This window comes from Streptomyces sp. NPDC037242, from assembly GCF_055604165.1.
On record NZ_JBVJUY010000002.1, the window covers coordinates 427,349 to 452,861 of the forward strand.

Annotated in this window: 17 protein-coding genes and 1 tRNA gene; 15 read left to right on the top strand and 3 right to left on the bottom strand. The window is 72.3% G+C overall.

The features are described from left to right. Positions 1–5: 5 nt before the first annotated feature. Positions 6–2,690 carry an AAA family ATPase gene (locus tag ACZ7GJ_RS04770; RefSeq protein WP_470749410.1) on the top strand — a complete coding sequence of 895 codons (2,685 nt, stop codon included), beginning with the start codon at positions 6–8 and terminating at the stop codon, positions 2,688–2,690. Here the strand turns inward: ACZ7GJ_RS04770 and ACZ7GJ_RS04775 are convergent. After that, positions 2,665–3,636, bottom strand: coding sequence for a hypothetical protein (locus ACZ7GJ_RS04775; RefSeq protein ID WP_470749412.1), 972 nt, complete (start codon positions 3,634–3,636; stop codon positions 2,665–2,667). The two genes, ACZ7GJ_RS04770 and ACZ7GJ_RS04775, sit on opposite strands and share 26 nt — an antisense overlap. A gap of 110 nt (positions 3,637–3,746) precedes the next feature. On the opposite strand from ACZ7GJ_RS04775, the gene ACZ7GJ_RS04780 reads away from it, so the two are divergent. Then, positions 3,747–4,076 carry a CU044_2847 family protein gene (locus tag ACZ7GJ_RS04780; protein ID WP_470749414.1) on the top strand — a complete coding sequence of 110 codons (330 nt, stop codon included), beginning with the start codon at positions 3,747–3,749 and terminating at the stop codon, positions 4,074–4,076. 5 nt (positions 4,077–4,081) lie between these two features. Next, entirely contained in the window at positions 4,082–8,614 is a 4,533-nt protein-coding gene (locus tag ACZ7GJ_RS04785; protein WP_470749416.1) for a tetratricopeptide repeat protein, read from the top strand. 19 nt (positions 8,615–8,633) lie between these two features. On the opposite strand, the gene ACZ7GJ_RS04790 is transcribed toward ACZ7GJ_RS04785, so the two are convergent. Next, positions 8,634–9,092, bottom strand: coding sequence for a hypothetical protein (locus ACZ7GJ_RS04790; protein WP_470749418.1), 459 nt, complete (start codon positions 9,090–9,092; stop codon positions 8,634–8,636). A 424-nt stretch (positions 9,093–9,516) separates the two neighbouring features. On the opposite strand from ACZ7GJ_RS04790, the gene ACZ7GJ_RS04795 reads away from it, so the two are divergent. Beyond that, entirely contained in the window at positions 9,517–11,994 is a 2,478-nt protein-coding gene (locus tag ACZ7GJ_RS04795; protein ID WP_470749420.1) for a helicase-associated domain-containing protein, read from the top strand. A gap of 110 nt (positions 11,995–12,104) precedes the next feature. Here the strand turns inward: ACZ7GJ_RS04795 and ACZ7GJ_RS04800 are convergent. After that, positions 12,105–12,176: transfer RNA gene (locus ACZ7GJ_RS04800), tRNA-Arg, on the bottom strand. 105 nt (positions 12,177–12,281) lie between these two features. On the opposite strand from ACZ7GJ_RS04800, the gene ACZ7GJ_RS04805 reads away from it, so the two are divergent. From ACZ7GJ_RS04805 to prmC, 11 genes are all read left to right on the top strand, one after another. Beyond that, positions 12,282–12,752, top strand: coding sequence for a response regulator (locus ACZ7GJ_RS04805; protein WP_365922292.1), 471 nt, complete (start codon positions 12,282–12,284; stop codon positions 12,750–12,752). A 102-nt stretch (positions 12,753–12,854) separates the two neighbouring features. Then, complete coding sequence (gene nrtL / locus ACZ7GJ_RS04810; protein WP_470749422.1) at positions 12,855–13,817, top strand: ArgS-related anticodon-binding protein NrtL; 963 nt, start codon at positions 12,855–12,857, stop codon at positions 13,815–13,817. A 37-nt stretch (positions 13,818–13,854) separates the two neighbouring features. Further along, positions 13,855–15,246 (top strand): diaminopimelate decarboxylase, encoded by a 1,392-nt coding sequence (lysA, locus tag ACZ7GJ_RS04815; protein WP_470749424.1) that lies wholly within the window; start codon positions 13,855–13,857, stop codon positions 15,244–15,246. Positions 15,247–15,370: 124 nt separating this feature from the next. Next, on the top strand, positions 15,371–16,663 hold the full coding sequence (locus ACZ7GJ_RS04820; protein ID WP_470749426.1) for a homoserine dehydrogenase: 1,293 nt from the start codon (positions 15,371–15,373) through the stop codon (positions 16,661–16,663). Between the two features lie 6 nt (positions 16,664–16,669). Continuing rightward, the gene (gene thrC, locus ACZ7GJ_RS04825) at positions 16,670–17,740 is read left to right on the top strand and encodes a threonine synthase (RefSeq protein ID WP_470749428.1); all 1,071 of its coding nucleotides are present in this window, start codon (positions 16,670–16,672) and stop codon (positions 17,738–17,740) included. 336 nt (positions 17,741–18,076) lie between these two features. Then, entirely contained in the window at positions 18,077–19,003 is a 927-nt protein-coding gene (gene thrB, locus ACZ7GJ_RS04830; RefSeq protein ID WP_470749430.1) for a homoserine kinase, read from the top strand. Positions 19,004–19,448: 445 nt separating this feature from the next. Continuing rightward, positions 19,449–21,530: a transcription termination factor Rho gene (gene rho / locus ACZ7GJ_RS04835; protein ID WP_470749432.1), complete on the top strand. Its 2,082-nt coding sequence runs from the start codon at positions 19,449–19,451 to the stop codon at positions 21,528–21,530. Between the two features lie 357 nt (positions 21,531–21,887). Beyond that, on the top strand, positions 21,888–22,988 hold the full coding sequence (locus tag ACZ7GJ_RS04840; protein ID WP_470749434.1) for an LCP family protein: 1,101 nt from the start codon (positions 21,888–21,890) through the stop codon (positions 22,986–22,988). 162 nt (positions 22,989–23,150) lie between these two features. After that, complete coding sequence (rpmE, locus tag ACZ7GJ_RS04845; RefSeq protein WP_214954960.1) at positions 23,151–23,366, top strand: 50S ribosomal protein L31; 216 nt, start codon at positions 23,151–23,153, stop codon at positions 23,364–23,366. Between the two features lie 109 nt (positions 23,367–23,475). Continuing rightward, positions 23,476–24,555, top strand: a complete 1,080-nt coding sequence (gene prfA / locus ACZ7GJ_RS04850) for a peptide chain release factor 1 (RefSeq protein ID WP_365922308.1) — start codon at positions 23,476–23,478, stop codon at positions 24,553–24,555. A 73-nt stretch (positions 24,556–24,628) separates the two neighbouring features. After that, complete coding sequence (gene prmC / locus ACZ7GJ_RS04855; protein WP_249767811.1) at positions 24,629–25,474, top strand: peptide chain release factor N(5)-glutamine methyltransferase; 846 nt, start codon at positions 24,629–24,631, stop codon at positions 25,472–25,474. Positions 25,475–25,513: the final 39 nt, after the last annotated feature.

Below are 25,513 nucleotides of genomic sequence, written 5' to 3' on the forward strand. Positions count from 1 at the left end.
CGAGCATGGCGAAAGGCGAGCCGCCGTTCGAGTCCGGGGCCGGGGCTGATCCCGGCCCCGGCCCCGGGCCGGCGGTGGAGCGGTTCCCCGTCGCGGCCCTGCACAGCGGTGAACCCTTCGCCGTCCTCTACGGACCGGGCGCGGACGACGTCTTCGTCGACCACGGGCACCAGGTGTGCTCCCTGGAGGAGACCCTGTGGCGGGCCCTGCGGGCGGAGGGCTACGAGCGCATCGTCTTCAGCTCGTTGGCGGACCCCGTCTACTTCCGGGACAACGCCTCCAGGGACCTGTCCAGGGCCGCCGCTCCGGCGGCCCCGCGCCGGGGACCGGACAGGATGCACCACGACCGGCTCAGGGGCCCGCTCGGCTCCATGCTCGTACCCGGCTTCGGCGGCCGCGCCGCCGCCGGGGAGTCCGGTGCAGGTACGGGCGGGGCGGCGGGCGGGTCCGGCGCCGGGGGCAGCGGCCCGGTCGGCAGCGTGTCCGCGCCGTCGACGACCGGCATCTCCGATCCGTTCGGGGTGATGACGCTGACCGGATACCTCCGCCGGCGCGAGCACCGGACGGCCGTGGTGTTCCCGTACGCCGAGGAGCTCCTGCACTACAACCGCGCCGGACGGCAGCTGGCCCACGCCATGGCCGACTGGGCCCAGCAGTGCGACGGCCGCAACCTGTGGGTGCTGGTCTTCCGCCGGGCGAACCTGCAGCGCGTGGCCGAGTTCGTCGCGCAGGGGGGCGGGTTCCCGCTGCTGGAGACCTTCGTACGCCAGCAGCAGGAGACCCCGGGGCGTCCGGGCACGGGGGAGATCGGCTATCCGCAGGCGCCCGAGGTGGAGCGGCTGATCCACGCGACGCGCCTGCGCTCGGGGCTGCGGATCGCGGACTGGCGGGAGCTGGCGCCGATCGTGCGGGCGATGGCGGGCCAGCCCGTCAAGACCCGGACCTGGCGGGCCCGGCTGCAACAACTTGCCAAGGGAGACGGCACGTTGAACGGAAAATCGGTCCGGGGCTGGGTCGAAGGAGCCGACACCGACCCCCGCACGGCCATGGAGCGACTGGCGGCCATGCCGGGGCTGGAGGAGGTCAAACGGCACTTCGAGGAGCTGACGGGCGTGGTGGAGAACGCCAGGGCGCTGGAGGCGGCCGGCCACGCGGCGACGTACGATCCCCCCGCCCTCCACCTGGTGTTCACCGGCAACCCGGGCACCGGGAAGACCACCGTGGCCCGGCTCGTCGGGGAGATCTACCGCGACCTGGGCCTGCTGCGCCGGGGGCACGTCGTCGAGGTGAAGGTGCGGGACCTCATCGCGGGATTCGTGGGCCAGACGGCCGAGCGGACGGACGACGCGGTGGACCGGGCCCTGGACGGGGTGCTCTTCGTCGACGAGGCGTACGCGCTCAGCGACCAGCGCGACGGCTTCGGGGGCCAGGCGATCCAGGCGCTGCTCAGCCGTATGGAGAACGACCGCGGCCGACTGGTCGTCGTGGCGGCCGGATATCCGGGCAAGATGCGGGAGTTCCTGGCTTCCGACGTCGGCCTGAGCAGCCGGTTCCCGACCGTTCTGGACTTCCCCGACTTTCCGGCCGAGACCCTCCTCGCGATCCTGCTGGGACGGCTCACCCAGCGGGGCGAGACCCTGGAGGCGGCCACCGAGGAGCAGTTGGGGGAGGTCGTCGCCGAGATGTACCGGACCAGGGACGAGACCTTCGGCAACGCGCGGGACATGCGGACCCTGGCCGACGACGTCCTGCGGCTGTGGGGCGCCCGGGTCCGGGGCCGGGTCGAGATGCCGATCACACCCGAGGACATCCCCGAGCTCCACCGGCCCCGGCTGGGCCGGGTGATCCCCGACCCGGTCACCAACATGGCGGAACTCGACGGCTACGTCGGGCTCGACGCGGTCCGGGAGCACTTCACGACCCTGGGCAACCGGCTCCGGTTGCGCCAGGCCGCCGGGAAGGGCGGATTCGTCGCGCCCCACCTGGTGTTCACCGGGCCGCCGGGGACGGGCAAGACCACCGTGGCCCGGGTGGTCGGGCGGATGTTCCGGGATCTCGGCCTGCTGCGCCGGGGTCACGTGGTCGAGGTCACCCGCGCCGAGCTGGTGGCCAACTTCCTCGGGCAGACCGCGACGCAGGTGCAGAAGGCCGTACGGGACGCACTGGACGGCGTCCTGTTCATCGACGAGGCCTACAGCCTGACCCGCGACACCGCGTACCGCGGGGACTACGGCCAGGAAGCCGTCGACACGCTGATCCGGGAGATGGAGCACCGGCGGGGCCGCCTCGTCGTGATCGTCGCGGGCTACCCGCGGGAAATGGAGCAGTTCCTGAAGGCCAACCCCGGGATGGCGTCCCGGTTCGCGGACCCGGCGGTCTTCTTCCCGCCCTACTCCGGCGCCGATCTGGCGGAGATCCTGCGCCGGATGGCCGCCGCGGACGGCTACGCCCTGGGTGCGGGCACGGCCGACCGGGCGGTGCGCTGGCTGGAGTGGAAACGCGCGCTGGATCCGGTGGGCTTCGGCAACGGCCGGACGGTGCGCGGGCTGCTGGAGGACATGGAAGGCAGGATGGCCGCCCGGCTCGCCCGCGAGGGCTGGCCGGACGGCCAAGGCTCCGCCGTCCCACTGGAGTTCCTGCCCGCCGACATCCCGGAGGTGCCGGTCAGCCGCCGCCCGTACGCCGGATGAGGGTGCGCCCCTCGGTGTCCCGGGAGTCGCGCGCCTCCAGGACGCGGCCCAGCGCCGCGTCCGCCTCGCGCAGCCGCCGCTCGATGTCCGTGGCGGCGGCCTCCACCTGCTCCAGCGACACCGACTCGGCCGCCACGGCGTCCGCCGCCCCGGGACCGGCCGGGGCGGCGAGCGCCCGCGCCAGGTCGCGGTCGGCCTCGGCGTACAGCCTCAACGAGGCCAGCTGCCCGCCCCGTTCGGCCCGGATCTGCTCCAGCCGCTGCCGGTCGGCCGCGAGGGCCGCGTTGCCCTCGTCGTACGTGCGCTCCTCGGCGGCCAGTTCGCTCTGTACGGCCGCGGCCCGCTCCAGTACCTGCCGGGTCTGCGGCCCCAGGGCGGCGAGCCGGTCGTCCGAGAGCCGGATCAGGGCGTCGCCGCTCGTCCGCAGGGTGACGTCCACCCCGGCGTCCTTGCCGCGCAGCGCGGCGAGCCGGTCCGCGATGACCCGCTGCTGCTCGCGCAGCGCGTCCAGCGCGTCGACCAGCCGCTCCAGCCGGCGCAGCTCGTCCACCTGCCGGCGCAGCTCCTCGTGCTGCTCCAGCCGCAGGCGCAGCTCCTCCTCGGCCGCCGCGCGCTTCTTCAGCTCCGCCCTCTCGGCCGCGACCCGTTCCGCCGCCTCGGCGAGCCGGCGCACCAGCTCGTCCGTAGCGCCGCCCACGCTCTCCCCGGGCATCGCTGCGGCCAGCAGCGCCGGTACGGCGCCCATCAGTTCACGGCCCTCCTCCAGCGCGTCGTCGAGGTCGTACAGGGCCCCCAGGGCCCTGGCGCTGTCCCCGCCGCCGTCGACCCGGCGCACCGCGGCCGCGGCCCACCGGAAGGCGCAGCCCAGCGAGCGCAGGGCGGCTTCCGTGTCGTTCAGGTCGGTGGCACCCAGCGTCGCGGCCATCTCTCGCCTGGCATCGTCCACAGCGGCCACCGTATCGTCGCGAAGCCGCCCGCATCCGGTGGTTGCCCCACTACGCTGCACGCAGACCCGGCCGCCTTCGGGGCGGCCGCAGCGATGAACCTGGGGGAGCCATGGCTGAGTTGGTGCGTTTCGAGGGTCCGGATGGGACCTCGCTCCTGATCGAGGCCGAGGACGACGACCCGGGCCTGCAGCGGATCTCCCGCGACGACGACGGCGTGGTGCAGGCGGGCCGCCGGCTGCAGGACGCGCTGAACGAGGTCCGGCCCGCCATCCGGTCGGTGATCGACTCGGTCAGGTCCCTGGGCCCGGACGAGTACGAGGTCGAGTTCGGGATGAAGCTCAACGCGGAGTCCGGAGTCGTGATCGCCAAGACGGCGATAGAAGGACACTTCAGCGTCAAGATCCACTGGAGCCGGGCCGCCGCGGACACCACGGGCTGACCCCCTTGTCCGAAGACCTCTCAGCAGCCCCGGCCGCCGCTCCGGGCTCGGTATCGGGCTCGGGCTCGGCCTCCCCCGGCCCTTCGGCGGCCACGGACGCCGCCGCGGCGCGCGAGCGCCCGCCCTGGCTGGTGAGCATCCGCCGGTCCCGGGGCGAACTCCCCGTCGGGGCCGGCCTGCTGGTCACCCCCCGGCACGTCCTGACCTGCGCCCACGTCGTACGGGCGGGCACGGCGCTCGGCGTGCCGGAGGAACCGGTGTTCGTCGAGTTCCAGTACGCCGAGGCGCACGACCCGCTGCCCGCCACGGTCGTCCCCGGCGGCTGGCACCCCGCCGTCGGCGCCGAGACGGGCGACGTCGCGGTCCTCGAACTCGGCGCCCCCGCGCCCCCCGAAGCGGCGCCCGCCCTGCTGCGGACCACCGACTCCGGCACGTGGGACCACCAGTTCCGCGCGTACGGCTACCCCCGGGAGCACCCGCTCCGGGGAGTCCCGGTGCGGGGCGAGATCATCGGCCACGCCGGCAGCGAGTGGCTCCAGGTCGAGGCCAGCCCCCACAGCGGCTGGTCGCTCGAACAGGGCTTCTCCGGCTCCCCGGTCTGGGACGAGAACAGCGAGGGCGTCGTCGGCATGCTGGTCGCCCGCGACTCCGTGGCCAAGATCGACCGGCGCACGGCGTACGCGATCAGGGTCGAGACCCTGGTCCGCTACTGGCCCGAGCTCGGACCGTACGTACGCGGGGCCACGACGCGGGAGCTGCGGGACCGGCTGGAGAGCCTGCTCTGGCTCCCGCTCACCGAGGACGGGGAGATCCCGCGCGTCGACCAGGTCGACCCGCACGACATCGGAGTCTCCCGCTCCAAGTACAGCGACCGCCCCGAGCACTCGCCCTACGTACCCCGCCGCCCGCAGGACGGCCTCCTCGACGCCGCCCTGGCGGACTCGCGCTTCGTGCTGCTGGCCGGACGCTCCAAGGCCGGCAAGTCCCGCACCCTGTACGAGGCGCTGCTGCGCACGATGCCCGGCGCCCGGCTGATCGTGCCGCGCCCGGACGGCACGGACCGCCGGATCCTGGACGACCTGAGCCGGCTCGGCCTGCCGTCCGGCCAGGACCGGATCGTGCTCTGGCTGGACGACCTGCACCGCTACCTGCGCCCCGGCGGCCTGGACCTCCAGATCCTCGACCGGCTGGCCCGCAAGCAGCCCGCCGTCACGGTCGTCGCCACCATCCCGGCCAAGCAGCGCGCCGCCCTGACCGCCATGGAGAACGACCTCGGCCGCGTCGCCCGTACCGTGCTCGGCAAGACGTACACCGTCGAACTGCCGCCGCTCCTCGGTCCGGAGGACGCAGCGGTCGCCCGGGAGCTGTATCCCCGCGAGGACTTCGCCGGGCGGGGCATCGGCGAGCACATGGTCGCCGCCCCCGGAGTGGAACAGCGCTACGAGGACGGAGCCGACAGCTGCCCCGAAGGGTGGGCACTGGTCAAGGCGGTGACCGACTGGCACCGGATGGGCATGACCGGGCCGGTCCCCGAGCCCGTCCTGCTCGACCTGTTCCGCGCCTACATGTCCGAGCACCACCCGCAGTTCGTCCCCGACGAGGCGCTGTACCGGACCGGCCTGGCCTGGGCCAGAGAGCCGGTGGTCGGAGCCGTCGCCCTGGTCTACCAGGTACCGGGGTCGCACGACCTGCCCGCGTACACCGGCTTCCCCTACACCTCGGAGTACCTGGACAGCCGCGCCGACGATCCGTCCGCCCCCGTGCCCCGCTTCGCCTGGGACTACCTCGCCGACCGCCGCACGGCCACCGAGCTCCTGCCGATCGCCTACACGGCGCTGGTCCGCGAGGAGGCCGAGGTCGCCGAGCCGCTGCTGCGGCGGATCGCGGGGTCGCTGGAGGACCGGGACGGCTCTGCGTGGGCCTCGCTGATGCTCGGTCAGATCCGCCTGGTGATGGGCGACTTCGAGGCGGCCGTGGAACTGCTGGACACCGCAGCCTCCTCCGGGGCGGAGAACGTCGCCCCGCTGGCCCAGATCGAACTGGCCAGCGCGCTGGTGATGACCGGCGACCGGTCGCGCGCCAGGGGACTGCTGGAGCGCGCCCTGGGCTCCACCGACCCGCAGATCTCCCAGCTGGCGCAGGTGGGCATGGCGCGCGTACTCGTCATGGAGGGCGACACCGAACGGGCCGAACAACTGCTCGAAGCCATCATCGCGTCCGGGGACATGGAAGCCGAACCGCTGGCCACCGCCCAACTGGTCAGGTCACTGACCGAGGGCGACCTGGCCGGCGTACGGACCGGCCGCGAGCCCGGCACCGAACTCGGCAAGCCCGGCACCGGCATGGGCATCTCCCGGGGACTCGGCTCCGCGCCGCCCGTGGAGCGGCCGTGGGCCCTGACCCGCATGGTGGGCGAGGACGTCGCCGCCCAGATCACCTCCCTGGCCCGCGCGAACCTCGGCGGGGTGCTGGTCCACCAGGGCAAGCTGGAGCGCGCCGAGGCCCTGTTGCGCTCGGTCATCGACAGCGGCATGCCGCACATCGTGCCGTGGGCCCAGTCGGACCTCGGCGCACTGCTGAGCGAGCAGGAGAGGTACGAGGAGGCCCGCGAGCTGCTCGAAGCCGCGATCGACTCCGGACACCCGCTGGTCTTCCCGACAGCCCAGGTCACCCTGGCCATCGTGCTGCTGGGACTGGGCGAGGAGGAGCAGGGCCTGGCCGTACTGGGCGAGGCGGTCGCCGCCGGACACCCCAGCCAGGGGCTACGGGCGGCCTGCGCCCTCGGCGAATGGCACACGGAACTGGGCGACCCCGCCCTCGCGGAGGAGTGGCTGGAGCTGGTGGCCGGTGCCGACCACCCCGACTGGACGCCGCCGGCCCGCATCGCCCTCGCGGTGCTGCTCGCCCGCGAGGAGCCCGACGAGCCCGACGAGGCCGACGAGGCACCGGACGGGATCGGCGACGGCGGGCCGGACGGGGCGGCCGAGGGGCCGGACGGGGTGGCGCGGGCGCGTGAGCTGCTGGTGGACGTGATCGGCTCCGGGCACCCGCACCAGGGCCCGCGCGCCGCCGCCGTGCTCGGGGACCTGCTCGTACGGGAGGAACTCCCGGCGGAGGCCGAGGACGCGTACCGCATCGCGATCGACGCCGAGCACTGGCACTGGTCGCCGCCGGCCCGTATCGCCCTCGGCGTGCTGCTGTCCGGCCAGGAGGGCGGCGCGGCGCGGGCGCGCGAGCTGCTGGCCGCGGTGATCGACTCCGGGCACCCGCACCAGGGGCCGCGCGCCGCGGACCTCCTCGGGGACCTGCTCGTACGGGAGGGCCTCCTGGAGGAGGCCGAGGACGCGTACCGCATCGCGATCGAGTCCGAGCACCCGCACTGGTCCCTGATCGCCCGCTACGACCTGGCCGTCATGCTCGCCGACCGGGAGGACTTCGAGCGCGCCGAGGACCTGCTGCGGGAGCTGGCCGAAGACGAAGACGAGACCGCGGCGACCTGGGGCAGGGCCCTGCTCGGCATGGTCATCATCGGCAGCGGACGCCGGGCGGAGGGCATCGCGCACCTGCGCGCCGCGGGTGACGCGGGCGTACACCCCGCCTCGCCGATGGCCCGCTTCCAGCTCGCCAAATGCCTGATCGAGGACGACGACGACGAGGGCGCCGCCGAACTCCTGCGGGCGGTGCTCCAGGACGAGCCCTCGGACATCACGGAGGCCGCCAGGGCCTCGCTGTGCGTACTGCTGCTGCGCCAGGGCGACCGCGATGCGGCCGAGGAACTCCTGATGGGCGTGGAGAACTCGGGCGATCCCGGGGCCATCGCCCTGGCCTACCTCGGCATGGGCGAGTTCCTGCTGGACGTGGGGGAGGTCAGCGCCGCCGGCGACCTCCTCGAAACCGCGCTGGGCCTCGGTGACCCCGAGACGGCGCCGCGCGCCGGAGCCCTGCTCGGAGTCGTACGGCGCTCCATGGCCGACGACGGCTCGCCGGAGGCGCAGCGCCTCCTGGAGCAGGCCAGGAGGCTGCTGACCGCCGCCCTGGCCTCCGCGGCCGACGACCCGACGGTCGAACCAATGGCCCGGCGCTACCTCGGCAGCACCCTGTTCCGCCTGGGGCTGTACGCCGACGCGGAACGGACCCTGCTCCCCCTGGCCCAGTCCGACGACGTCCAGCACCGGCCGCAGGCGCTGCTGCTGCTCGCGCAGGTCCTGGCGGTCGGCGAGCGGCTGGCGGAGGCGTACCGGTGGTTCGAGGCGGCCATCGCCTGTGGCGACCCGGACACGGAGCCCCAGGCGCGGCGCCTGTACTGCGAACTGCTGGTGAGCGCGGGCCTGCTGGAACAGGCCGGCGCCGTCCTCGGCCCCCAGGACGCCACGCCGCCCGAGCCACTGCCCCCACCGGAGCCGCCGCCCGCACTCCCACCCCCGCCGCCCCCGCACGGGCTGTCGGCCGCGGTGCTCAGACTCCTGGGCGACGTGGCAGCGGCCGAGGGAGACCCGGAGGAAGCCCGCTACTGGTACAACCGCGCCCAGGGACGATGACCCGCCGCTTCGCCGTCGATCAGTCGCGGCGCTCGACGGCGTCGGGCTGCAACCGCAGCTCCTGCACCTGGTAGCAGTCCGAATACAGAGTGGCGACGACCGCGCCGCACGAGCACACCAGATTGGGCCCCCACTCACCGTCCATCCCGCAGCAGTAGCCGCGGCGCATGGCGAGGTCCGGGTGCCCCTCCAACCCGATGCCATCCCCGGGGTGGAGCACGATGGTGCGGCTCGGCCCGGACTCCACCAACAGCCCGGACGAGTCGTCCAGCACGTACGGCGGCCCGGACGGCTCGGGATCCACGGCAAACGCCCCCGGCGCCATCCGCACGATGGGCGCGTCGGTATGCCCCATCTCATCCATGGCGCCGGAAACGGGCTGGTGCCACCCCTCATCCACAGCCGGATCCGGCAGCCCCCGCTCGACAACCCCCGCCGAAACCGCCCGCCCACACCCACGACACACAAAAACCGTCATCAGCGACCCACTCCTCCCTCAACCATGCCCGCATCCCCAGCCCGCACGATGGGCCGCCACCCCCATCAAGGAACTTGAGGCCAAGTAAACGAGTTCAAGCAGGAACCGCACGTGGCACAGGATGCGCTGTTCGGCGCGAGGTCCGACGAATACCTACCGCTCCAGGGTATGGGCCCGCATGAGCGCGCCGTCCTCGGCCGGCTGCGTGCCACGGGTAGGCATGGTGATGCACCTACCTCGGGAGCCCGAGGGCAGTAGGCGTCGACCGTCCTCTGAGCCCCCCCCCGGGCACCCGAGTTCATACGCGCGGCGGCAAGGTGACGGGCCAGGCGGCGGGAGCCCGTGCCGGTTCTGAGCACGGCGGTCCGAGGGGCCGCGGCCGGTTCACCCCCGCGTGGTGACCGGACGGCGCTAGCCTGGCCGGGTGAACGCGCGTACCGCCCTCGTCAAGTGGCTGGACACCCTGGATCCCGAGCGGCTGACCGCCTTGCTGGAGGAGCGGGATCTGCCGCTCGCCGCCGAGCACCGACGGATCACCACCCTCCGCGACCTCGCCGAACACCTGCTCACTGACGAGTCGGTGGGCCAGGGCCTGATGGCGGGCACCGCCGGAGAAGTGGAATTGCTCGCCTCCATCGCCGCCCTCGCCCTGGAGCGCCACGGCCCCGTCGCCGATGGCGAGGCCGAGGACGGGCCCCGGTATCCCTGGCAACAGCAGAAGCTCGTTGCCGCGGTGGAGCCCGCGGACCGACTGGTGCCCGAGCGGGACGTACTGGCCTGGTTCGAGCCGGGGGAGAAGCGCCGGCGGGCGGAGCACACGCTCGCCCGACTGCGGGAGCGCGCGCTGTTGCTCCCCGCGCCCGACGGGAAACTGGCGCTGCCGCCGCTGTTGCATGTCCGGGCCGCTGGGTTCGACGGTTACGGGCGCACCGCCGACCGGCTGCTGACCCACGCCTACAACGCCCCCGAGGTCAAGCGGATCGCCGTCAGCCTCTTCGGCGAGGGCGCGGCCCGTACCCGCGACCAGGCCCAGGAGCTGATCATCGCCCTGCTCGCCGATCCCGCCCGGGTGCGGGCATTGGTAGCGGACGCTCCGGGCCGGGCGCTGGAGCTGCTGGACCACCTGGTCCCCGGCCCGCCGCTGCTGCGAACCCACTGCTTCGTCAGCCGGTACGGGTCGCAGTACGCGGGCCCGGACGCCAAGTACGTCTTCCGGGAGGGCGGCAGCGGCGACGAGGGCACCGACTGGCTGGCCGTGCGCGGACTGCTGGTCCCCGTCGGCCTCGACCTGGTGGAGCTTCCGTACGAGGTCGCCCGTGCGCTCCGTGACAGCGGCGCGGCACCCAGCCCCGAGCTGGAACCAGAGCCGTTCACCGCCACCCGGCCGCTGCCGTCCGGCTGGGACGGTGAGGGAGGCACGGCCGCCGCGGCGGCCGCATGGCGGGCCGAACTGGTGCTGCGGGCGCTGGCCGCCCAGCCGGTCGCGATCCGCAAGGCGGGCGGGATCGCTGTACGGGACACCCGGCGGCTGGCCAAGGCGGCCGGGGCCGATGAGGCCGACACCCGGCTGTGGCTGGACCTCGCGGTCAACGCCGGCCTGGCCGCGCCTCAGGACGACGAACCGGCCCCCGTCCCCCGCGGCCGCCGGAACTCCAAGGGACCCAAGCCCGCTGCCCGGCTGCTGCCGAGCGACCGCTACGACGCTTGGGCGGCCGCCCCCGCAGCGGGCAAGCTGCTGCCGCTGCTAGCCGCCTGGGCCGTGGTCCCCGCAGTGCTCAGCCACTGGCCGGACCCCGACGAGACGCCGGTCGCGCTCGTCAGCCCGCAGGACGGGGACGCCGTGACCCTGCGCACCGGGGTCCTACGAGCGCTCGCCACCCTCCCCGACGGCCACGGGCTGAGCGGGGACGCGCGGGGACTCACCGAACTCCTCGCCCTGGCCGCGTGGTTCCAGCCCGCCCTGCGCGGCCACCTGGCCGCAGACGACGCGGGGGAGCTGACCGGCCTGCACGAAGTGCTCGACCGCATGGCGGCCACCCTGACAGAGGCGGCCCTGCTGGGCATGGTCGCTCACGGCGCGCTCACTCCCGCCGGGCGGGCCCTGTGCCGACTGCTGGAGGCGGGAGCCGCACACCACTACCCGGCAGTGCCCGGCGCGGACTCCGACCCGTCCGCCCGTGGCTCGGAGGGCCTGGGCGAGGACCTCTCCCTCCGCCCCACCTTGGCGAAGGCGGTGACCACCCTCCGCGAGGAGCTGTACGCAGCGCTGCCCGAGCCCAGCGACACGGCCCGGTTCCAGAGCGACCTGACCGCCACGGTCACCGGCGCCCCCGCGCCCGCCCTCGCCGACCTGCTCTCCGCGGTCGGGGACATCGAGTCCGAGGGCCACGCGGTGGTCTGGCGCATCACGGCAACCTCCATCCGCCGGGCCCTGGACGCCGGCTGGAGCGCAGACGAACTACTCGACCGCCTCACGGCGGCAAGCGAGCGCGGCACCCCCCTCCCCCAACCACTGGCCTACACGATCAAAGACACCGCCCGCACCCACGGACAACTCAAGGTCGTCCGCTCCGCCTGCTGCATCCGCTCGGACGACACCGCCCTGATCGCCGAGGTGGCCCAGGCCCGCGGCCTGACCAAACTCCGCCTGCGCCGCATCGCCCCCACGGTCCTGATCTCCACAGCCCCGCCGGAGGAGACACTGTCAGCTCTCCGCACAGCCGGCTACGCCCCCACCCAGGAAGCCGAAACGGGCACCACGCTCATCGACCGCGCCCCCACCGACCGCGCCCCGAGCCTCCTGCCCACCCTGGACCGGGCCCACCCCGTGTACGGCGAACCGGTCCACGGTGCCCCGGCGAGCGCCCGCGCCTTGGCCGAGGCACTCACCGCAACCGGGTAGGCGCCCCACACCCGGACCGGCCTGCGCAGCACGGCAGTTGGCCGCGCATACGCGAAGACCCCGTCTCAGCTGAGGCGCTGATGGCGGGGTCTTGGGCACTTCCTGCGAAGTGCCCCCGGCAGGATTCGAACCTGCGCACACGGCTCCGGAGGCCGTTGCTCTATCCCCTGAGCTACGGGGGCGCGTCGTTCGCGTTGCGGCGACGGGTTGAACACTACCAGCTTCCGCGGGGTGATCAGAAACGGTTTGCGGGGGAGAGGGAGGTCGGTCGCCCGGAGGGGGTGGAAGTGGCAAAAACCCGGACGCGGGGGCCGGGGCGGACCTACTCTCGAGTTGTGCCAGGCGCCTCGCGCCGGGTGCTTGTTGTTGACGACAACAAGGTCATCCGGCAGCTGATCAAGGTCAATCTCGAGCTGGAGGGCTTCGAGGTCGTGACCGCGAACGATGGTGCCGAGTGCCTGGACATCGTGCACCGGGTCAACCCGGACGCGATCACCCTTGATGTGGTCATGCCTCGGCTGGACGGGTTCGGGACGGCCGCGCAGTTGCGGGCCGATCCGCGGACGCGGCACCTGCCCGTCGCCATCGTCAGTGCCTGTACGCAGCACGAGGTGGAGGCCGGGATCGCCGCCGGGGTGGATGCGTTTTTGGCTAAGCCCTTCGAGCCCGCCGAGCTGGTACGGGTCGTACGGCGGCTCATCGAGCGCCGGGACCGCCGCGAGCGGATGGGCACCCCCGCCGGGCGGGGCAGGGGCTAGGCCTGTCCGGCGGATCATGGTCGGCCGGCTACCGGCGGCGGGCTGTTCCACATGGCGAAACCATTCGCGTGACGTGGGGGCTTCTCCCCTAGGCTGGGGCACGTGACCCCCGCCGACCTCTCCCGTACCGTCGTGCGCGCCGTGCGCTGCGCCGTCGAGGACGGGGAGCTGCCCGCGGATGCGGTCGTGCCCGAGCGGGTCGTCGTCGAGCGGACGCGGCCCGGCGGGGTGGGGGAGTACGCCACCCCCGTCGCCCTCCAGCTGGCCAAGAGTGCCGCCCTCGGCCCCGGGCACGTCGCGGGCGTACTGGCCCGCCGCCTGGCCGCCGTGCCCGGCATCGAACGCGTGGAGATCACCGGCCCGGGCTTCCTGAACTTCGTCATGGGCCCGGCCCCCGTCGCCGGCCTCGTGCGCGACGTGCGGGAGCGCGGGGCGCGGTACGGGTTCGCCCCGGCCCCCGACGGCCCCGAGCTGCGGGCCGCTGTCGTACGGGCCGCCGTGCAGCGGGTGCGCGACAGCCAGGGCCTGGAATCCGGCACCCCCGTACCCGTCGCCCCCGTCGCCCGGCGCGACGGTGACGTACGGGCGGCCTACGGTGCGGGCGCCGCCGCCTGGGCCATGCTCTGCGTGCCGCCGCAGGAGACCCCGGTGTTCTCCGCGCGGCTGCTCGTCCAGGACGAGTCCAGCGAGTTCTTCCGCGTCAGGTACGCCCATGCCCGCTCCCGGGCGCTCTCGCGCAACGCCGCCGACCTCGGCTTCCGCTCCGAGCCCGGGGAGCCCGCGAACGACGCCGACGCCACCGACGCCGCCCCGCTCCTGCGCGCGCTGCGCGACTACCCCCTCGTACTCGAAGCCGCCGCGCACCACCGTGCGCCCGAGCGGCTCGTCAGGCATCTCGTCGAGCTGGCCGACGCCCTGCTCGACTTCCAGTACCGCGTCCTGCCCCAGGGGGACGAGAAACCCTCGGCCGCCCACCGCGCCCGGCTGGCCCTTGCCGAAGCCGCCGGAACGGTGCTGGCCGGCGGCCTCGCCCTGCTCGGCATCGACGCTCCCGACTGCCTGTGATCCCCGTGATCCCTGTGATCTGTGAAGAGAGACACCGATGAGCCGTTCCGCGCACCCCGCCGGCCCCCGCCACGCCGATGTGCTGCCCGAGGGCCACTACTCCCCGCCGCCCGCCGACCTGAACGTCCTCGACGAGAAGGTGTGGGCGCGGACCGTCACGCGCAACAGCGCGGGCGTGGCCTGCGTGGGCGGGATCGAAGTCACCAAGCTCGCCCAGGAGTTCGGGACCCCCGCCTACTTCCTCGACGAAGAGGACTTCCGCCAGCGCTGCCGGGCCTGGGCGCACGCCTTCGGCCCCGACGCGGACGTGTTCTACGCCGGCAAGGCGTTCCTCTCCAAGGCCGTCGTGAAGTGGCTGCGGGAAGAAGGGCTGAATCTCGACGTTTGCTCCAGTGGTGAGCTGACCACCGCCCTCGCCGCCGAGATGCCCGCCGCGCAGATCGCCTACCACGGCAACAACAAGTCCGAGCGCGAGATCCGCCGGGCCGTCGAGGCCGGAGTGGGGCGCATCGTCCTCGACTCCTTCCAGGAGATCGCCCGCGTCGCGCACATCGCCCGCGAGCTCGGCGTGCGCCAGCCCGTGCAGATCCGGGTGACCGTGGGCGTGGAGGCGCACACGCACGAGTTCATCGCGACCGCGCACGAGGACCAGAAGTTCGGGATCGCCGTCGCCGACGGGTCCGCCGCCGAGGCCGTACGCTGCGCCCTCGGGCACGACTCGCTGGAGCTGCTCGGCGTCCACTCCCACATCGGCTCGCAGATCTTCGACATGGCCGGCTTCGAGGTCTCCGCCAAGCGCGTGGTCCAGCTCCTGGCCGCCGTACGCGACGAGCACGGCGTCGAGCTGCCCGAGATCGACCTCGGCGGCGGCCTCGGCATCGCGTACACCTCCGCCGACGACCCCCGCGAGCCGCACGAGATCGCCAAGGCCCTGCACGAGATCGTCGCCCGCGAGTGCGAGAGCGCCGGCCTGCGCGCGCCCCGCATCTCCGTCGAGCCCGGCCGCGCCATCGTCGGCCCGACCGCCTTCACCCTGTACGAGGTCGGCACCATCAAGCCGCTCGAAGGGCTCCGTACGTACGTCTCCGTCGACGGCGGCATGTCCGACAACATCCGTACCGCGCTCTACGACGCCGAATACGGGGTCTCCCTCGTCTCCCGCGTCTCCGACGCCGAGCCCATGCTGGTCCGCGTCGTCGGCAAGCACTGCGAGAGCGGCGACATCGTCGTCAAGGACGCGTTCCTGCCCGCCGACCTCGCCCCGGGCGACCTGCTCGCCGTGCCCGCCACCGGCGCGTACTGCCGATCCATGGCCAGCAACTACAACCACGCGCTCCGCCCGCCCGTCGTCGCCGTGCGCGACGGACAGGCCCGAGTCATCGTCCGGCGCGAGACGGAAGAAGATCTCCTGTCTCTCGACCTCGGATAATGAAATAGACGTCTCACTCAATGGACCGAAGGTGGAAACTGCTGTCCATTGAGTGAGACTGGTTCACACCTGGCGTACAAACCGTGCGCAAGGTAGCGAAGAAAGATCGAAAGGCGTAGGTCGAATGATGCGTACGCGTCCGCTGAAGGTGGCGCTGCTGGGCTGTGGAGTGGTCGGCTCAGAGGTGGCGCGCATCATGACGACGCACGCCGACGATCTGACAGCCAGGATCGGCGTGCCCGTCGAGCTCGCCGGCGTCGCCGTGCGCCGTCCCTCCAAGGTGCGCGAGGGCATCGACCCGGCGCTCGTCACCACCGATGCGACCGCCCTGCTCAAACGCGGCGACATCGACGTGGCCATCGAGGTCATCGGCGGCATCGAGCCCGCCCGCACCCTGATCACCACCGCCTTCGAGAACGGCATCTCGGTCGTCTCGGCGAACAAGGCCCTGCTCGCCCAGGACGGCGCCTCGCTGCACGCCGCCGCCGAGGCCGCCGGGCTCGACCTCTACTACGAGGCCGCCGTCGCCGGCGCGATCCCGCTGGTCCGCCCGATGCGCGAGTCCCTCGCCGGCGACAAGATCAACCGGGTGATGGGCATCGTCAACGGCACGACGAACTTCATCCTCGACAAGATGGACTCCACCGGCGCGGGCTACCAGGAAGCACTCGACGAGGCCACCGCCCTCGGGTACGCCGAGGCCGACCCCACCGCCGACGTGGAGGGCTACGACGCCGCCGCCAAGGCCGCGATCCTGGCCGGCATCGCCTTCCACACCCGGGCCCGCCTCGACGACGTCTACCGCGAGGGCATGACCGAGGTCAGCGCCGCCGACTTCGCCTCCGCGAAGCGCATGGGCTGCACCATCAAGCTCCTCGCCATCCTGGAGCGCGCCGAGGACGGCGAGTCCGTCACCGCCCGCGTCCACCCGGCGATGATCCCGCTCACCCACCCGCTCGCCTCCGTCCGCGAGGCGTACAACGCGGTCTTCGTCGAGGCGGAGGCCGCCGGGCGGCTCATGTTCTACGGGCCCGGCGCGGGCGGCGCTCCGACCGCCTCGGCGGTCCTGGGCGACCTCGTCGCCGTCTGCCGCAACAAGCTCGCCGAGGCAACGGGGCCCGGCGAGTCGGCGTACACCCAGCTGCCGGTCAGCCCCATAGGAGAAGTCGTCACCCGCTACCACATCAGCCTCGATGTGGCCGACAAGCCGGGCGTGCTCGCCCAGGTGGCGACGGTATTCGCGGAGCAGGGTGTCTCGATCGACACCGTGCGGCAGCAGGGCAAGGACGGCGAGGCCTCCCTCGTCGTCGTCACCCACCGCGCGCCCGACGCGGCCCTCTCCGGGGTCGTCACGGCGCTGCGGAAGCTGGACACCGTCCGCGGTGTCGCCAGCATCATGCGTGTTGAAGGGGAGTAAGGACCCATGAGCAGCAATCGCACCCACCAGTGGCGCGGCATCATCGAGGAGTACCGGGACCGCCTGCCGGTGACGGACAAGACTCCCGTGGTCACGCTCCGTGAGGGTGGCACTCCCCTCGTTCCCGCGCAGGTGCTCTCCGAGCGCACCGGCTGCGAGGTGCACCTCAAGGTCGAGGGGGCCAACCCCACCGGGTCCTTCAAGGACCGCGGCATGACCATGGCCATCACCAAGGCCAAGGAGGACGGCGCCAAGGCCGTCATCTGCGCCTCCACGGGCAACACCTCGGCCTCCGCCGCCGCGTACGCGGTGCGCGCCGGCATGGTCTGCGCGGTCCTCGTGCCCCAAGGCAAGATCGCGCTCGGCAAGATGGGTCAGGCGCTGGTCCACGGCGCCAAGATCCTTCAGGTCGACGGCAATTTCGACGACTGCCTCGACCTCGCCCGCGCGCTGTCCGACAACTACCCGGTGGCGCTGGTCAATTCCGTCAACCCGGTGCGCATCGAGGGCCAGAAGACGGCCGCGTTCGAGATCGTCGACGCGCTCGGCGACGCCCCCGACATCCACGTGCTGCCGGTCGGCAACGCCGGCAACATCACCGCGTACTGGAAGGGGTTCAAGGAGTACAAGGCCGACGGCCTGGCCTCCTGTACGCCCCGCGTGTGGGGTTTCCAGGCCTCCGGCTCCGCGCCCATCGTGCGCGGTGAAGTCGTCAAGGAGCCGCACACCATCGCCACCGCGATCCGCATCGGCAACCCGGCCTCCTGGGACTACGCGCTGGCCGCGCGCGACGAGTCGGGCGGCTTGATCGACGAGGTGACGGACCGTCAGATCCTCGCCGCCTACCGGCTGTTGGCCGCGCAGGAGGGCGTCTTCGTCGAGCCCGCCTCGGCCGCCTCCGTGGCCGGTCTGCTCAAGGCCGCCGAGCTGGGCCTGGTCGACCCCGGCCAGAAGATCGTGTGCACCGTCACCGGCAACGGCCTGAAGGACCCTGACTGGGCGGTCGCGGGCGCTCCGCAGCCCGTCACCGTCCCCGTCGACGCCGAGGCGGCCGCCGTCCGCCTCGGCCTCGTCTGACCCACGCCCGGTCGCCGGATTCCGGGAGCCCCCGGAATCCGGCCACCGAGGCCGTTCGGCCAGTACGAGCCGAACGACCCGAACGACCCGTAAGTTCCGTACGACACCAAAAGTCAACGCGATTCAGCGGAAGTTCGCGACACGCATCGTGCGCCTCCTGTGCGCCCTATGTCGGATGAGAACCTTCCTTCGATACGCTGTACTTACATCCGCCACCGCGCATATGTCCGCGGTGCTGCCCACAGGGCCTTCGGGTGTCGTACGTTCTCCAGTACATTCGCAGCGAGCCAGCGAAGAGCGAAGATCTCGCACAGTCACAAGGAGTGTCATCGGACGATGGCCGGTCCAGCGTTCCGCGCCGCCGCCGTACGGGTGCGCGTCCCCGCCAGCAGTGCCAACCTCGGCCCGGGTTTCGACACCCTCGGCCTGGCCCTGGGGCTCTACGACGATGTCGTCGTCCGCGTGGCCGATTCAGGCCTGAACATCGACATCGCGGGTGAAGGTGCCGACACCCTCCCGCGGGACGAGAGCCACCTGCTCGTACGCTCCATGCGCACCGCCTTCGACCTGCTGGGCGGCCAGCCGCGCGGCCTGGAAGTCGTCTGCGCCAACCGCATCCCGCACGGCCGCGGCCTCGGCTCCTCCTCCGCCGCCATCTGCGCCGGAATCGTCGCCGCCCGCGCCGTGACCATAGGCGGCGAGGCCAAGCTCGACGACGCGGCGCTGCTGGAGCTGGCGACCGAGATCGAGGGTCACCCCGACAACGTCGCCGCCTGTCTGCTCGGCGGCTTCACCCTGGCGTGGATGGACGGGGGCAGCGCCAAGGCGATCCGCATGGACGCCGCCGATTCCATCGTTCCGGTGGTCTTCGTCCCCTCCAAGCCCGTCCTGACCGAGACCGCGCGCGGCCTGCTGCCGCGCTCCGTCCCGCACGTGGACGCGGCCGTCAACGCGGGCCGCGCGGCCCTGCTCGTAGAGGCCCTGACCAGGCGTCCCGAGTTCCTGCTGGCGGCCACGGAAGACCGGCTCCACCAGGAGTACCGGTCCCCGGCGATGCCCGAGAGCGTGGCACTCGTCGCCCGGCTGCGGGCGGACGGCATCCCCGCGGTCATCTCCGGCGCGGGCCCCACGGTCCTCGCGCTGGTCGACAACGGCGCGGCCGACAAGGTCGCGCAGCTCGCGGGCGAGGGGTGGGCGGCCAACCGGCTCGCACTCGACGCCGCGGGCGCGAGCGTACTTCCGCTGGGCACCCAGGGCGGCTAGTCCGTGTTGTAGGGACATGGCCGGTCAGGGGCGGGCGGCCGGGGCAGGCCGCCCGCTCACGGAAGGGCGATTGCCGGTGACTGAGAGGGGGAATGTCTGTTGGATCCGGTAGTGTTAGTGTCAAGTGCGCATCCGAAGCCGCCATGGCTTGGTGCTCAGTGTCCCTATCAGGGACCACCTTTCTTCCGGGAGCCTCCCCGACTGCTTTGATCGCTGCCAGCAGTTTTCGAGCACGCTCCGGAATCGGCGTGACATTCCCACGCTTCCAGCTCGGGGGCTTCTCGCCGGAACCACCCACGCACGTTTCTCTCCGCCGTCGTACCTCCATCGGCGGACCACCGCCCCGGCCGCGGTCCATGCCCCATCAGGTCATGGTCCGTTGTCGGACAGCACAACCGGTCGCCGAGCCAGACAGGCCGACGTCCGCTCCAGGGAAGGACCCTTCGTGAGCGACACCACCGATCTGATGGGCGCTGCCGACACCAATGTCGGCACCAGTGCCCCCGCCGAGGGCGCCGCGCCGACCAAGCGCCGCCGCACCGGCACCGGCCTCGAGGGCATGGTCCTGGCCGAGCTGCAGCAGGTCGCGTCGGGCCTCGGCATCAGGGGCACCGCGCGGATGCGCAAGAGCCAGCTGATCGAGGTCATCAAGGAGGCGCAGGGCGGCAGCGCCCCCAAGGCCGCGGCTTCCGCCGCCGCCGACACCGCCGAGGCCAAGCCGAAGCGCCGCGCCACCAGCAAGGCCCGCACGGGCGAGGCCGCCGAGGCGCCCGCCGAGAAGCCTGCCGCGCAGGCGCAGATCGACATCCCTGGCCAGCCGGCCAGCGAGGACGCCCCGGCCGGCGAGCGCCGCCGCCGTCGGGCCACGGCCCCCTCCGGCAGCCCGGAGGCCTCGGCCCCCGCCGCCGTCCAGGTCGAGCAGAAGACCGAGACGGCCGCCGCCACCGCCCAGACCGACGCCAAGGCGGAGGCCGCCACCGCCGTCTCCGCCCAGGGCCAGGCCCAGGACGGCGAGGGCCGCGGACGCCGCGACCGCCGTGACCGCGGGGACCGTGCCGAGCGCGGCGACCGCCAGCGCGACCGCCGTGACCGCGGCGCCAAGGCCGACGACCAGGGCCAGGGCGGCCAGGGTCAGGCCGGTCAGGGCCAGGCCGGCCAGGGCGGCCGCCAGGACCGCGCCGACCGCCAGGACCGCCAGCAGCAGGGCGGCCGCGGCCAGGGCCAGAACCAGGGCCAGCAGGGCCGTCAGGACCGTCAGGACAACGGCCCCCAGGACGACTTCGACGACGAGGGCGGCCGCCGTGGCCGTCGCGGCCGCTACCGCGACCGCCGTGGCCGTCGTGGCCGCGACGAGTTCGCTCCGAACGAGCCGCAGGTCGCCGACGACGACGTCCTGATCCCCGTCGCGGGCATCCTCGACATCCTCGACAACTACGCGTTCATCCGGACCTCCGGCTACCTGCCGGGCCCGAACGACGTGTACGTCTCCCTCGCCCAGGTCCGCAAGGCGGGTCTGCGCAAGGGCGACCACACCACCGGTGCGGTCCGCCAGCCCAAGGACGGTGAGCGCCGCGAGAAGTTCAACGCGCTCGTGCGCCTCGACTCGGTGAACGGCATGGCGCCCGAATCCGGCCGCGGCCGACCGGAGTTCCAGAAGCTGACCCCGCTCTACCCGCAGGACCGGCTCCGCCTGGAGACCGACCCGGGCGTGCTGACCACCCGAATCATCGACCTCGTGTCGCCGATCGGTAAGGGCCAGCGAGGCCTGATCGTGGCCCCGCCGAAGACCGGCAAGACCATGATCATGCAGGCGATCGCCAACGCGATCACCACCAACAACCCCGAGTGCCACCTGATGGTCGTCCTGGTCGACGAGCGTCCGGAAGAGGTCACCGACATGCAGCGGTCGGTCAAGGGCGAGGTCATCTCCTCGACCTTCGACCGCCCGGCCGAGGACCACACCACCGTCGCCGAGCTGGCCATCGAGCGCGCCAAGCGTCTCGTCGAGCTGGGTCACGACGTGGTCGTCCTGCTGGACTCCATCACCCGTCTGGGTCGCGCGTACAACCTCGCGGCTCCCGCCTCCGGCCGCATCCTGTCCGGTGGTGTCGACTCGACCGCGCTGTACCCGCCGAAGCGCTTCTTCGGTGCCGCGCGCAACATCGAGGACGGTGGCTCGCTGACCATCCTGGCCACCGCGCTGGTCGACACCGGCTCGCGCATGGACGAGGTGATCTTCGAGGAGTTCAAGGGCACCGGCAACATGGAGCTCAAGCTCGACCGGAAGCTCGCCGACAAGCGCATCTTCCCGGCTGTCGACGTCGACCCGTCGGGCACCCGCAAGGAGGAGATCCTCCTCAACGCGGAAGAGCTCGCCATCGTCTGGAAGCTGCGCCGGGTGCTGCACGCGCTCGACTCGCAGCAGGCCATCGAGCTGCTCCTCGACAAGATGAAGCAGACGAAGTCGAACGCCGAGTTCCTGATGCAGATCGCGAAGACGACCCCGTCGGGCAAGAACGACGACTGACGTCCCCGCGCAGCACCACGGCGCCACGACAGCCGCCCCCGCCGCACCCGCGGCGGGGGCGGCTGTGCGTTTTCCGCTGCGCCTTTACCCCTGTGCGTTTTCCGCTGTGCGACCTTCGCCACACTCCCGGACCGCGTGAACCCGGGGCCGCAGCTCGGCGGACCGTTCCGAAACCGCAGGTAGGCGTGGCATTACGCGGCGTTTATGCCGATCGGTTCACCGGATTGGGGTGTTTTTGCGCCCACGTGGGCCGTGGAACCCTGGAGAGCGTTCGGCCGTCTGTGTCAGGGAGCGGCGCCGGGGAGCCAAGGGCGGACCCCGGCCGGTCAAGCGGACCCAGGACAGACAGAGGAGAGCATGAGCCAGGACAGCAGCGGCCCCGGCGCGCGTGCCGCGGGCCGGCGGCGACGGAAGCCGCCGAAGCGTCGTAGAGCCCTCGTCATCGCCGCGTGGTGCGCCGCGGGCGTGGTCCTGCTGGGCGGGGTGGGGCTCGGCTACTTCTACTTCAAGCTGAACGGCAACCTGAAGACCGTCGACATCGACCAGGCCCTCGGCAAGGACCGCCCGCAGAACATCGACAACGGATCGATGGACATCCTCGTCCTCGGCTCGGACTCCAGGGGCGGGGCCAACAGCGAGTACGGCGCCGACGACGGCGGCTCCGCCCGCTCCGACACCGCGATGATCGTCCACCTGTACGAGGGCCACCAGAAGGCCAGCGTCGTCTCGATACCCCGCGACACCATGGTCAACCGGCCCTCCTGCACGATGCCGAACGGGAAGACCGACCGCGGCAGCTCGCGCTCGCAGTTCAACGAGTCGTTCACCATCGGCGGGGCCGCCTGCGCGGTCAAGACGGTGGAGAAGATGTCGGGGATCCGCATGGACCACTACCTGGAGGTCGACTTCACGGGCTTCAAGAAGATCATCGACAACCTCGGCGGCGTCGAGGTGACCACGAACAAGCCGATCAAGGACGGAGCCAGCCACCTCGACCTCCGGGCCGGCACCAACCGGCTGGGCGGTGAGCAGGCCCTGGGCCTGGTACGGACCCGCAAGAGCATCGGCGACGGCAGTGACCTGGGCCGAATACAGCTCCAGCAGGCCTTCATCAAGGCCCTGATCAAGCAGGTCAAGGGCATCGGCCTGTTCGACAACCCCAAGCGGCTGCTCGACCTCGCCGACACCGCCACCAAGGCGCTGACCACGGACAAGGCGCTCGGCGACGTGAAGTCGCTGATGGGCTTCGCCCAGGGCCTCCAGGGCATCGACGCCCAGAACATGCAGATGATCACCCTCCCGGTGACCACCGACCCGCGTGACATCAACCGCGTGGTCCCGCTGGCCAAGGAGTCCAAGATGGTCTGGGACGCGCTGCTCGCCGAGCAGGCGATCCCCGCCGAGGCCACCGTGAATTCCGCCGGGGACAAGGGAACGGCGGGCGCCGTCGTCCAGTAGCGCCGCGGCCAGGAATAGATGCCGGACCCCTCCTGTTGAGGGAGGCGTCCTCAGAATTTTGACAGGCAGCCCGGTCCTGGCAGACTGGTCTGTCGGCCCCGGTTCACGCAGCGCGCAATTCGGCTCCTGCGACCCGGCGCCCTCCCGAATCTAGGAGACACCTTGAAGCGCGATGTTCACCCCGAGTACGTCGAGACCCAGGTCAGCTGCACCTGTGGCGCGTCGTTCACCACCCGTAGCACCCTGACCGAAGGCACCATCCGTGCCGAGGTCTGCTCCGAGTGCCACCCGTTCTACACGGGCAAGCAGAAGATCCTCGACACCGGTGGCCGTGTGGCCCGCTTCGAGGCCCGCTTCGGCAAGGCTGCACAGAAGTAGCGAGCCTCAGGCGTCGGATCCGGCTGCACCCTGTCGATACGGGGGCGGTCGGACCGGCGCCTTTCTCGTCCCGCAGCCCTTTTTCGTACTTTCACCACAGGAGCCCCCGATGTTCGAGGCGGTCGAGGAACTGGTCGGCGAGCACGCCGATCTTGAGATTAAGCTCGCCGACCCGTCGGTCCACTCCGATCAGGCCAACGCGCGCAAGCTGAACAAGCGCTACGCGGAGCTGACCCCGATCGTCGCGACCTTCCGTGCCTGGAAGCAGTCGGCCGAGGACATCGAGACGGCCAAGGAGCTCGCGGCCGACGACCCGGACTTCGCCGCCGAGGCCAAGGAACTGAGCGCACAGCGCGAAGAGCTCACCGAGAAGCTCCGCCTGCTGCTCGTCCCGCGCGACCCCAGCGACGACAAGGACGTGCTCCTGGAGGTCAAGGCGGGCGCGGGCGGCGACGAGTCCGCCCTGTTCGCCGGCGACCTACTGCGCATGTACCTGCGCTACGCCGAGCGCGTGGGCTGGAAGACCGAGATCATCGACGCCACCGAGTCCGAGCTCGGCGGCTACAAGGACGTCCAGGTCTCCGTCCGCACCAAGGGCGGCAACGGCGCCACCGAGCCCGGCCAGGGCGTCTGGGCCCGCCTGAAGTACGAGGGCGGCGTACACCGCGTCCAGCGCGTTCCGGCCACCGAGTCCCAGGGCCGCATCCACACCTCCGCCGCCGGCGTGCTCGTCACCCCGGAGGCCGAGGAGGTCGAGGTCGAGATCAACATGAACGACCTCCGCATCGACGTGTACCGCTCCTCGGGCCCCGGCGGCCAGTCCGTCAACACCACCGACTCGGCCGTGCGCATCACGCACATCCCGACCGGTGTGGTCGCCTCCTGCCAGAACGAGAAGAGCCAGCTCCAGAACAAGGAGCAGGCGATGCGCATCCTGCGCTCGCGCCTGCTGGCCGCCGCCCAGGAAGCCGCCGAGCAGGAGGCCTCCGACGTGCGCCGCAGCCAGGTGCGTTCCGTGGACCGCTCCGAGAAGATCCGGACGTACAACTACCCGGAAAACCGGATCTCGGACCACCGGACGGGCTTCAAGGCGTACAACTTGGACCAGGTGCTCGACGGCGACCTCGACTCGGTCATCCAGGCCTGCGTCGACACCGACTCCGCCGCGAAGCTCGCGGCCGCGCACTGACCTGCCCGGCCCCTGCCCGGCCCTGCCTGACCCCAGCACCACCCCCCGTACGACAGCAGCCCGGAGGACCAGCGTGAACTTGCTGCTTGCCGAGGTGGCCCAGGCCACTCAGCGGCTGGCCGCCGCCGGCGTGCCCTCACCGCGCTTCGACGCGGAGGAGCTCGCGGCCTTCGTGCACGGCGTCAAGCGGGGGGAACTGCACCACGTCAAGGACGCGGACTTCGACGCCCGCTACTGGGAGGCCGTCGCCCGCCGTGAGGCGCGCGAGCCGCTCCAGCACATCACCGGCCGTGCCTTCTTCCGCTACCTGGAGCTCCAGGTCGGGCCCGGGGTCTTCGTGCCCCGGCCCGAGACCGAGTCGGTCGTGGACTGGGCCATACAGGCCGTCCGGGCGATGGACGTGGTCGAGCCGCTGATCGTCGACCTGTGCACCGGCTCCGGCGCCATCGCGCTCGCCATGGCGCAGGAGGTGCCGCGCTCGCGCGTGCACGCGGTGGAGCTGTCCGAGGACGCCCTGCGCTGGACGCGCAAGAACGCCGAGGGCTCCCGGGTCACCGTCCACCAGGGCGACGCGCTCAGCGCGCTGCCCGAGCTCGACGGACAGGTCGACCTGGTCATCTCCAACCCGCCGTACATCCCGCTGACCGAGTGGGAGTACGTCGCCCCGGAGGCCCGGGACCACGACCCCGAGATGGCGCTGTTCTCCGGCGAGGACGGCCTCGACACCATCCGCGGCATCGAGCGCACCGCGCACCGGCTGCTGCGGCCCGGCGGCATCGTCGTCATCGAGCACGCCGACACCCAGGGCGGCCAGGTCCCGTGGATCTTCGCCGACGAGCGCGGCTGGGCCGACGCGGCCGACCACCCGGACCTGAACAACCGCCCGCGCTTCGCCACGGCCCGCAAGGCACTGCCGTGACCGGCGCGACGAATCCCGCCACCCCCCTGCTGCACGAGG